9 protein-coding genes and 1 pseudogene are annotated in these 8,963 nt (G+C 69.3%); 7 read left to right on the top strand and 3 right to left on the bottom strand.

The window, feature by feature from the left end; all coding sequences use genetic code 11:
- Window positions 1-133: 133 nt before the first annotated feature.
- Together AOK08_RS31925 and AOK08_RS31920 are read right to left on the bottom strand one after the other, a co-directional pair.
- Window positions 134-715: an HD domain-containing protein gene (locus tag AOK08_RS31925; protein WP_055532569.1), complete on the bottom strand. Its 582-nt coding sequence runs from the start codon at window positions 713-715 to the stop codon at window positions 134-136.
- A 20-nt stretch (window positions 716-735) separates the two neighbouring features.
- A pseudogene (locus AOK08_RS31920) lies at window positions 736-1,864 on the bottom strand (helix-turn-helix domain-containing protein).
- A 183-nt stretch (window positions 1,865-2,047) separates the two neighbouring features.
- Between AOK08_RS31920 and AOK08_RS31915 the strand changes: the two are divergent.
- The 7 genes from AOK08_RS31915 to AOK08_RS31885 all read left to right on the top strand — a co-directional run bounded on the left by AOK08_RS31915 (window position 2,048) and on the right by AOK08_RS31885 (window position 7,790).
- The gene (locus AOK08_RS31915; RefSeq protein ID WP_063794174.1) at window positions 2,048-2,461 is read left to right on the top strand and encodes an ATP-binding protein; all 414 of its coding nucleotides are present in this window, start codon (window positions 2,048-2,050) and stop codon (window positions 2,459-2,461) included.
- Window positions 2,462-2,536: 75 nt separating this feature from the next.
- Entirely contained in the window at window positions 2,537-2,764 is a 228-nt protein-coding gene (tgmA, locus tag AOK08_RS31910) for a putative ATP-grasp-modified RiPP (RefSeq protein ID WP_055532567.1), read from the top strand.
- Window positions 2,761-3,738 carry an ATP-grasp ribosomal peptide maturase gene (tgmB, locus tag AOK08_RS31905; protein ID WP_241827171.1) on the top strand — a complete coding sequence of 326 codons (978 nt, stop codon included), beginning with the start codon at window positions 2,761-2,763 and terminating at the stop codon, window positions 3,736-3,738. Before tgmA ends, tgmB begins: the two co-directional genes overlap by 4 nt.
- A complete protein-coding gene (locus AOK08_RS31900; RefSeq protein ID WP_055532565.1) occupies window positions 3,735-4,835 on the top strand; it encodes a methyltransferase domain-containing protein in 1,101 nt (366 codons plus the stop codon). Before tgmB ends, AOK08_RS31900 begins: the two co-directional genes overlap by 4 nt.
- Before the next feature lie 118 nt (window positions 4,836-4,953).
- Complete coding sequence (locus tag AOK08_RS48745) at window positions 4,954-5,178, top strand: hypothetical protein (RefSeq protein ID WP_338400161.1); 225 nt, start codon at window positions 4,954-4,956, stop codon at window positions 5,176-5,178.
- Window positions 5,179-5,766, top strand: coding sequence for a phosphotransferase family protein (locus AOK08_RS31895; RefSeq protein ID WP_338400160.1), 588 nt, complete (start codon window positions 5,179-5,181; stop codon window positions 5,764-5,766).
- A gap of 602 nt (window positions 5,767-6,368) precedes the next feature.
- Window positions 6,369-7,790: an ATP-binding protein gene (locus tag AOK08_RS31885; RefSeq protein ID WP_055532562.1), complete on the top strand. Its 1,422-nt coding sequence runs from the start codon at window positions 6,369-6,371 to the stop codon at window positions 7,788-7,790.
- Window positions 7,791-7,880: 90 nt separating this feature from the next.
- Here the strand turns inward: AOK08_RS31885 and AOK08_RS31880 are convergent, their stop codons facing one another.
- On the bottom strand, window positions 7,881-8,930 hold the full coding sequence (locus tag AOK08_RS31880; protein ID WP_055532561.1) for a saccharopine dehydrogenase family protein: 1,050 nt from the start codon (window positions 8,928-8,930) through the stop codon (window positions 7,881-7,883).
- Window positions 8,931-8,963 lie beyond the last annotated feature (33 nt).

Here is an 8,963-nt window from a genome sequence, read left to right as displayed (position 1 = left end):
GGGGAGAAGGGGGAGAAGGGGGAGATAGGGGCGAACATCGACCCGGACGCGGAAACCAGGGACCTGAAGTCCGGGCCCTGAACTCCGAGCCCCGGGTCCTACGGCCGTCGTCGGCGCGGATCGAAGACCGGCCTCAGCTCCGCTTCTCCCCGAGTGCCGCGCGCAGCCAGTCCAGGGACCCGGTGGCGAGTACCGCGTCGGCGAGTTCGTTGGCCGACCTGGTGGTGAGCCGGGCGCGGCTGTTGTCGACCCAGCGCTGGGCGTTCTCGTAGCCCTGGGCCTTGTACTCGACGCCCTGGATCATGCATTCGAGTTTGTCGGCGTCCCGGGCGCAGATGGCCTCGGCGGTTTCCTTCTCCTCGTACTCGGCGACGAGGTCGCGCACCGCCGAGGCCAGGATCTCCGGCATGCCTGCGACTTGGTCGGCGGTGACGGCCCGTGGGTCGGCGCCGGGGGCGTACTTCTTGCCGAGGTGGTTCACGTCACCGGTCCGCGTCTCCTGGGAGTCGTGCCACACCGCGAGGTACGCGGCCCGTGCGGGGTCGGCGCCTTCGAGTTTCGCGATGATCGTCGCGAGGAGAGCGGTACGCCAGGAGTGCTCGGCCACGGACTCGGGGTCGCGTACGCCGGCCATCCACCAGCCGGTGCGTTTGGTCTGCTTCAGGGTCCCCGCCTCGTACAGGAACCGGGCCACCGCGGACAGGTCTTCAGTCACCGTCGGTCTCCTCTCACGCCTCACGCCTCGGCGAGGCGGATCGCGTACCGGATGCTCTCCAGCTCCCGACGCCCGCGCGCCGACAGCTCCCGGCTATCCAAACATCACGGGTAGCCGATCGCGCAGGGCGCGGCCCGCTGTGCCGGATCGCAGCAGGTTGGGCCGGATCTGGAGCAGGGACCACACCGAGTGGATGTTGAGGTCGACGTAGCCGTGGTGCGGCGCGAGACCGTGAACGAGGTGAGTGAGCAGCTTGTCGCCCGGCCACGGTCCGGGAGTGCGGGCGGCGATGAAGTCGTCATTCAATTCGAGGTGGGCGGTCTCGCCGATCCAGTACGCCCAGTAGTTCAGGTTCGCGGCCTCGCCGGCGTCATCGTCGGCAAGGGCGGTGTCGATGAAGTGGCTCATGCGGTCCCGGTCTCCCTGCCGGGCCGAGACTGCTGCGACAGAGCGGGAGTTGAGCCATCGGCTGAGCCAGTCGCCAGGGCGTTCGGTGGCCTGCTGGTGGGAGAGCCACTGCGAAGTGTCGTCCTGGTCGTCGTAGCCGGAGAGGTAGAGCGCCTGGCGGCGGAGGAGGAACTGGTCCTCGCCGCGGGCCTGTTCTGCGGTGCGTCGCATCCGCGTGAAGAAGCGTGTCCGTTCTGAGGACGACAGATCCGGCCCGACGGGCGAGGGCCCTCGACGCTTCCGGGGCGGGGTGGGCAGCTCACGGATGGGTTGGGGTGGTACGTCGTTGAGGGGCCACGCAAGGATCTCGACGAGGTCCCGCTGCATCACCCAGGCCCCGAGTGGGCTGTCCTCGATGACAGCCTCTTCGTCGAGGGCGTTGGCGAGAAGGACGTCCGCTTCCAGTGCGTGGCCGAGGACTTGCAGAAGTGCCGGGGCGGTGCCCATCTGCAGCAGCCGGTGGTGGTGTACGAGCATGTGCCCGACCGGAACAGCGGTCAGGGGCCGCCTACCGGATTCCCACCCCGCGATCGTGTCGGCGGACACTCGCAGCTCCTCGGCCGCCTCCTCCTGCGTACGTCCTTGCTGCTCCCGAATGACCCGGAAGACGTAGCCGGAGATGACGCCCGCGCGTGAGCGCTCGACTGTTCTCTGACTCCCGGTCAGGGTTTGTCGCGAACTCGACCGCATCGACAGCCCCATTCCCGATGGTTCGCTGCAAACCACTCGTACCCACAGTCACTTCAAGTAGTGATCACGGCTCTCTACCGTCGTATGCATCACTGAACGAGCCTAGTAGGGAGGCTGTCACCGTGGGCGACGTTACAGATGCTTCGGAGTCAACTTCCCTGGGCGAGAACGCGAGCACCCCCAAGGGACGCGACGATGACCACGACGGCCGCATCGGTAGGACCACAGCGCTACCACGAGAGGTATCCGAGGAAGCCGGAAGCCGTCGCTCGGGCACGTCGGGACATAGCGCTGGCCCTGGATGCCTGGAGCCTTCCGCATCTGGTGTTCGCGGCAACGCAGATTGTCACGGAATTGGTGACCAACGCGATCGAGCACACCGACGCGGCCACCATCGGAGCCTCGATCACTCGCACGGGCACCGAGTCCGTGCGGATCGTCGTCACAGACACCTCTCGTGCCAGACCTGCCCCGGGCACACCCTCCCCTGACGACGAGGACGGCCGCGGCCTCCTTCTGGTCGACGCACTCGCCGACACCTGGGGAAGCGAGTTGGTCCGGGGCGGGAAACGCGTTTGGGCCGAACTGCGTGCGAACGGCCGTCTGTGAGCGCGCCGCTCGTGGCCGGTCTGCCACACATCGACGTTCGTGGAATTTCCGCAGTATCAAAGACAGGAGACACACATGCCCATGGCAGCAGTCATCCCCTTCGGTGCCCGCGCCGAACGCACCCCGTACACAGTGACCCTGGACGCGGGGTCATTCGCCTACGATCCGGTACGTCAGGTCAACGTCCTTGCTGACGCCTCCGGTTCGCTGTGGAGCCGGTCCACGTCCTTGGCGGGGAGCTGCACGAACACGAACTGGGACAGCAAGAACGACGACACGTCCGACCCGTACGTGATGCGGTGACGCGGCGTCTGTCCGGCGGCCCGGTGCTGGTCGTCACCAAGGAACTGGACCCAGCGGCGGATCTGGTGGTCGACGAACTCGCGATCCGGCACGTACCGGTGATGCGGTTCGACATGGGGAACTTCCCCTCGTCCGTCTCCCTGTCCGCCGAGCATGCCTCAGCGCCCTGGGCGGGGACTTTGGCCGACGAGTATCGCTCCGTACGGCTGGAGGAGGTGAGGGCCGTCTACTACAGGCGGCCCCGCCTTCCCGCCGTATCCGATGAACTGCACGAGCCCCACCGCACATGGGCGAACGAGCAGGCGCTGGCCGGTCTGCTCGGCACGCTGTACGCGCTGCCGGTGACATGGGTCAACCGGCCGGACGTGGACGGCATCGCCTCCCACAAGCCGGGACAGCTCCCGGTGGCGGCTGCGCATGGGCTGCGTACCCCACGGTCGCTGATCACCACTGACCCCGGGGCGGCACGGGAGTTCTGCCGGAAGGTGGGCGGGCCGGTGATCTGCAAGCCGCTCATGGGCGGCCCGCTGGAGTACCCGGACGGCCGCCGCACCGGAGTACCGACGACCTTGATCGACCCCGGCACCATCGACGACACTGTCTCCCTTACGGCGCACCTGTTCCAGGAGTGGATCCCCAAGTCCCATGAAGTACGGCTGACCGTCGTGGGCACGGACATGTTCGCGGCCGAGATTCACGCGGGCAGCGACGCCTCCCGGGTCGACTGGCGCAGCGACTACGGCGCCCTCACCTACGACGTGTGCGAAGTGCCGGACGACGTGCGGGCAGGGGTGCTGGGCTGGCTGGCGCACTTCCGGCTCGACTTCGGGGCGTTCGACTTCGCAGTCACGCCGACCGGGGACTGGGTGATGTTCGAGTGCAACCCGTCCGGAGAGTGGTCCTGGATCCAGCACAGGACCGGCCTGCCCATCGCCGCGCACCTCGCCGGCCTGCTCACCAGGGGACGACCATGACGACGCACACCGAAGAACGCGCCGCCGAACTGCGTGCGGCACTGGCCGACACTCTGGAAGCCGGCGGCCAACTGACCGACCCCACCTGGCGCGAGGTCTTCGAGACCGTACCGCGCCATCCGTTCGTACCGGAATTCTGGACCCTGTCCGACGGCGGGCAGCGGCCCGTGTCGGCAGCCTGTCCCGACTGGCTCGACCTGGTGTACGCCGATGACGCGCTGGCTACGCAGATGACGGACGGCGTGGCCACCTCGTCGTCGACCGCGCCGGGCTTGATGGCTGCCATGCTTCAGGCGCTGGACGTGGCCGACGGCAACCGGGTGCTTGAGGTAGCCACCGGGACCGGGTACAACGCGGCCCTTCTGTCGAAGCGGTTGGGCAGTGACCAGGTGGTCACGGTGGAAGTCGACCCCGAACTGGCACGCTTGGCGAAATCGCGCTTGGGGCGCGCCGGATTTACGCCGATCGTCGTGACCGGAGACGGCCGCGACGGATATCCGGCCGGGGCCCCGTACGACCGTCTGATCGCCACCTGCGGTTTCTCCAGGATCCCGGCGGTCTGGCTGGAGCAGGTGCGATCCGCAGGCATGATCGTGTGCCCGCTGGGCTGGGGCACAGTATGCCTGGTCGTCAGCGACCACGGCCGCGCGGAAGGCCACTTCCTGCCCTCCCGCTCGTACTTCATGACCGCCCGGGAGGCCGGCACCACCGGTACACCGGCGCACCCCGGCAGACCGCGTCCGACGAGCGGCCGGCTCACCGGCCTGGACCTCGCGACCGTCGCGGAGGACGACGAGTTCCGCTTCGTACTGTCCCTGGTCGCGCCCGAGACGGCCTTCGCGTCGGAGCGTGACGCCAATGGCCATGTGACGGCCGTGGAACTGTGGGCCGTTGACGGCTCGTGGGCACGCTCCGAGGACGGGACCGTGAGGCAGGCCGGACCGCGCCTGCTGTGGGACGCCGTAGAGGCTGCCCACGAGTTGTACGCCGAGAAGGGCCGACCCGGCCGCGAGCGCTTCGGTGTGACCGTGACAGCCAAGGCGCAGCGCATCTGGCTGGACGCTCCGAGTTGTCCCGTGCCGTGTGTCTGGTCCTGATCCCGGCAGGGGCGAAGGCGTACCAGATCGCCCGCACCAGAAACGGTGGCCCTGGGCGGCCTCGCCGACAGCCGTCGTGCTGTGGGCGGGGCCACCCCCGCTCTGCGAAAGTGCACCCATGCCGACCGCTCGCATCGACTTCGCCGCCCTGCCGGATGATGCGCGGGGCGCCGTACTCGCCCGCACCGGTCGGCTCCTGCGCGTCGAAGCCGTGTCGTCCGGCTTCAACTCCGCCGTCGCTGCGCGGCTGATGACCGAGCAGGGGGAGGTATACCTCAAGGGGCTGCCCGTGGATCACCCCCGCGTGTGGACGCAGCAGCGAGAGGCGGTCGTGGGCCCGTAAGTGAGCGGCGTTTCTCCGCGCGTGCGGTGGCGGGTCCAGGTCGGTGGATGGGACCTCGTCGCCTTCGACGCGCTCGATGGCCGCCACGCCGATTACGTGCCCGGCTCGGACGATCTCCCGCTCGTCGCGGCGACGCTGGAGCGACTGTCCGGGCTATGTGCGCCGGACGGTCTGGAACTGAAGGAGGCCGGACACCGGCTGCGTGACCACGCGCCCGCCGCGGCTCTCGCCCACTTCACCGGGGACACCCTCTGCCACACCGACCCGAACCCTGCCAACGTCATGGTCGTCCAGGGACGGGCCTGGCTCGTCGACTGGGCGTGGGCCACGCGGGGCGCCCCGTGGTTGGACGCCGGGTACTGGGTCGTCTGGCTCATCGCCGAGGGCGGGCACTCACCCGGGAGCGCCGAACGATGGGCGTCTCGCATCACTGCCTTCCGGGAGGCCCCCGAGGCCGGGCTGAACGCCTTTGCTGCGGCCAACGAGAGCGTCTGGACCGAGATCGCCGAGGAGTCGCCCAGCCCCTGGACCCACAGTGTCCACACGGCTGCCAAGTCGTGGGCCGCTCACCGTGTGCGGACAGCCTGACTTCGCGCCCCTAACGCGCCATTGACTACCTCGGCTACCTCGATCACGGACGGTCGGCCGCACCGGTCGAACTGGCCACACCGATGACGGGCCGATACGCCCATGCCAGCAGGGCTCAGTCACGAGACCAACTATCGGGCGATCCCTGGCCGGATTCGGGCGGGAAGTACGGCACGGCGTTCGGTACGAAGAGGCTCAGTCGGTAGGTGGTCGCCTGTACCAGGCGCCCACAGAGAATGTCCGCTCGCGTCGCCGTCCAGTCGATCTGCGTGTCCGACGCTCGGAGATCGCGGAGGTAAGCGCGCCATTCCGACTCGTCCTGAGTCGCGAAGAGCACCTCCCAGCGACCCGCGTCAGGCGCGAAACGAGCAGCCGCCCGCTGCGCCTCGTCCTCCTGATGACGCTGCCTCTGGCGTTTCCTCTTCCTCTGCCCCGGCACCGGCCCAGCATCACTGAGCCCCGCCGACGCGGCAAGGTCATTACCCGCGCCCACTGCCGCCTGCCGCCCGCGCGCGCACCGAGCAGGACATCGGGAAAGCGGGCAAGATGGTATCGATGGCGATAGTATCGCTGTCGATACTATTCCTTACGGGAGTCTTCTCATGCGCCGCTTCATCGGCCGGGACCGTGAGCTGACCGTGCTCCGCAACGCCTTCCAGGCGGTCGGCGATGCCACGGGGTCGGCCAAAGCGGGCCAGTGCATCCTCATGCGGGGACGACGTCGCGTCGGCAAGTCCAGCCTCGTCGAGGAGTTCCTCCGGCGCACCGAGACGCCGTACCTCTTCTTCACTGCTGCGGGCGGTACGGCGGAGGACGAGCTCACGGAGCTGCTGGACGCAGTCGCCCGGTCCACGCTCCCCGGCCGGGAACTGTTCGCGGAGGAGACCCCGACGCAGTGGAACGCCGCCTTCAGGCTGCTGGCCGAGATCCTGCCCGACGACCGCCCGAGCGTGGTCGTCATTGACGAGGTCCCTTATCTGATGGACCGCGTCGACGCGTTCGAGGGCATGCTGCAGCGGGCGTGGGACCGTCTGTTCAGCCGCAAGCCGGTGCTGCTCCTCCTCGTCGGATCCGACCTGTCGATGATGGAGGCGCTGAACAGCTACGACCGCCCCTTCCACCAGCGCGGCCGGGAGATGGTCGTGGGGCCGCTGAACCCGGCCGACATCGGCGACATGCTCGAACTGGAACCGGCAGCCGCCTTCGACGCCACCCTGATCACCGGCGGTCTCCCGCTGATCTGCGCCGAGTGGCGGCCCGGGGCGAATGTGTGGGAGTTCCTCCGTGACTCGCTCGACAATCCGATCTCGGCGCTGCTGGTCTCCGCCGAGCGCTCGCTGGCCGCGGAGTTCCCACCCCATGCGATGGGCAGGGAGGTCCTACGGGCCATCGGAACCGGCGAGCGCACCTTCACCAACATCGCGCGTGCCGCCGGCGGCATCGCCCACACCACCCTCACCCGGGCCACGGACGTCCTGACCGAGAAACGGGTCGTGGCAGCCGAACTGCCCCTCTCGCTACGGCTGTCGAAGGAACGCCGCTACCGGGTCGCCGACCCCTACCTGCGGTTCTGGCTCGCGTTCCTGGATCCGCACATGGCGGAGATCGAGCGAATGCGGGGAGACCTCACACTGAGCCGGATCAAGGAGCAGTGGACGAGCTGGCGGGGCCGAGCGATCGAACCCCTGGTCCGGGAATCCCTCGCCCGTCTCCTCCCGGACAGGTCCCTGCCCGCGGCCCCTGCCATCGGCGGCTACTGGACCCGCAGCAACGACATCGAGATCGACCTCGTGGGCGCGGACCGGCAACCGGTGGCCAAGCGGCTGCTCTTCCTCGGCTCGATCAAGTGGCTGGAGAACTCCGCGTTCGACAACCACGACCTCGCCGCGCTGCAGAAACACCGGGCGGCGATCACCGACGAGCCGCTGCCGCTCGTCGCGGTCTCCCGCAACGGGGTCGCCTGCTCCGGCCTTCAGGCGGCATACGGGCCGACGGAACTGCTCGGGGCCTGGCGCAGTTCCTGAGGAGTCTGAGGAGTCTGAGGATCGCGGGGACTCTCAGGTGGCGGTCGCACCGGCGCCCACCGGAACCCTCTGCCCGCCAGGCCACACCTCCTACCGGAACAGCTCGAAGTCGATGTGCCCGGCCAGCGCCTCCAGGAAGTCGGTCGCGTCGAAAGCCGCCCCGGCCGACGCGACACCCACCGTCCGTGTACGTCCCGTCAGCACCCGCTCCACCGCCTCCACCGCCAGCGGCGCGCTGACCGCGTAGATGTCCCGCCCCCGAGCCACCGCACGGCGTTCCGCTCCACCGGCCCGTACGACGACATCGACGACGAAGGTCTGCGCGGACCGCCCGTCCTCGCCGACCGCGACCGGTGCCGGGGTGTCCGGCGCCGACAGTTCCCTGGCCGCGTCCGCCGCCATGTAGCCGCGTACCTCGGGGATGGCGAGGTGGCTGGGGACGGTGACGATGTCGGCCATGGAGAACTCGCCGATCACCTCCCGGGTCCCCATCGGGTCGGGGAACGACCACTTCAGGGTCGGCAGGGCGTCGTCGTGGTACTCCAGCCGCCCTCCGCTGTACCGGACCCGGCGGCCGTCCCTGCGGTCCCGGGACACCGCGCCCGCGACCCGCGTCCCGGCGGTGGGGTGCCAGCCGCTCAGGCCGTACGCGATGTGCACCTCGTCGGCCGACGTCCAGTCGCCCATCGCCGCCGTCACCAGCAGGTCGCCGAGGCCGCCGAAGAAGGCCATCGCCGGGACGACCAGGGCGTTCGCGGCGCGGGCACGCTCCGCGAAGTCCGTGAACGTGTCGAGGTTGGCCTCGATCTCGGCCGCCACGTCCACGTACGGGATCCCGGCCCGCAGCGCCGCCTCGATCACCGGCGCGGCGGTCACCGCGAAGGGCCCGGCGGCGTTGATCACGGCCGCCGCTCCGGCCAGCGCGCGGTCCAGCGAGCCCGGGTCGTCGACCGAGGCCGGCCGGACGTCGAGCCCCGGGCAGGACGCGGCCAGCTCCCGGAGCCGCTCCGGGTCCCGCCCGGACAGGACCGGCACGAACCCCCGGTCCAGCAGCTCCGCCACCACGAAACGCCCGGTGTGCCCGTACGCGCCGTACACCACAACAGCCTGCCCGGATGCCGACTCCGACACCGATCCCATGACTTCTCCCCGTCGTGTTCGCGTGATCAACCG

The sequence above is a fragment of the Streptomyces graminilatus genome, from assembly GCF_001418565.1.
In the GTDB taxonomy this organism is placed as follows: domain Bacteria; phylum Actinomycetota; class Actinomycetes; order Streptomycetales; family Streptomycetaceae; genus Streptomyces; species Streptomyces graminilatus.
Note: the sequence above shows the minus strand (reverse complement) of the source record. Positions and strands in the feature narration are given on the sequence as shown.

Excerpts from the sequence above, each read along its gene's own strand:
- AOK08_RS31915 (WP_063794174.1), top strand. The coding sequence starts at position 2,048 with ATGACCACGACGGCCGCATCGGTAGGACCACAGCGCTACCACGAGAGG.
- tgmA (WP_055532567.1), top strand. The coding sequence starts at position 2,537 with ATGCCCATGGCAGCAGTCATCCCCTTCGGTGCCCGCGCCGAACGCACC.
- AOK08_RS31900 (WP_055532565.1), top strand. The coding sequence starts at position 3,735 with ATGACGACGCACACCGAAGAACGCGCCGCCGAACTGCGTGCGGCACTG.
- AOK08_RS48745 (WP_338400161.1), top strand. The coding sequence starts at position 4,954 with ATGCCGACCGCTCGCATCGACTTCGCCGCCCTGCCGGATGATGCGCGG.
- AOK08_RS31885 (WP_055532562.1), top strand. The coding sequence starts at position 6,369 with ATGCGCCGCTTCATCGGCCGGGACCGTGAGCTGACCGTGCTCCGCAAC.
- AOK08_RS31880 (WP_055532561.1), bottom strand. The coding sequence starts at position 8,930 with ATGGGATCGGTGTCGGAGTCGGCATCCGGGCAGGCTGTTGTGGTGTAC.